Annotated in this window: 1 pseudogene; it reads left to right on the top strand. The window is 21.6% G+C overall.

The window, feature by feature from the left end:
* Nucleotides 1–103 precede the first annotated feature (103 nt).
* A pseudogene (locus A9G40_RS11265) lies at nucleotides 104–320 on the top strand (hypothetical protein); the annotation flags it as partial.

Here is a 320-nt window from a genome sequence, read left to right as displayed (position 1 = left end):
TCATTATATGGAATAAAAAGTAAATAAAAAGTAAATAAAAAGTAAATAAAAAGTAAATAAAAAGTAAATAAAAAGTAAATAAAAAGTAAATAAAAGAGGTCTCATGAAACTTAAAGCAAAAGCAAGGAAATTATTTCGCAATCCTAAACTTTTTTTTGATGATTATAAAGCTAAAAGAAGAAAAATTGTTTTACCAGAAATATCGGATATTGCATCCAATAAAACTAAAGATAAAACTAAAGATAAAACTAAAGATAAAACTAAAGATAAGAAAAAAAATAAAGCCCCAATTTATTATCAAAGAGTTGCCATCAGCAATA

The organism is Gilliamella sp. Nev3-1 (genome assembly GCF_001690435.1).
GTDB classification, from domain to species: domain Bacteria; phylum Pseudomonadota; class Gammaproteobacteria; order Enterobacterales; family Orbaceae; genus Gilliamella; species Gilliamella apicola_C.
This window is presented reverse-complemented; position numbering and strand designations above follow the sequence as displayed.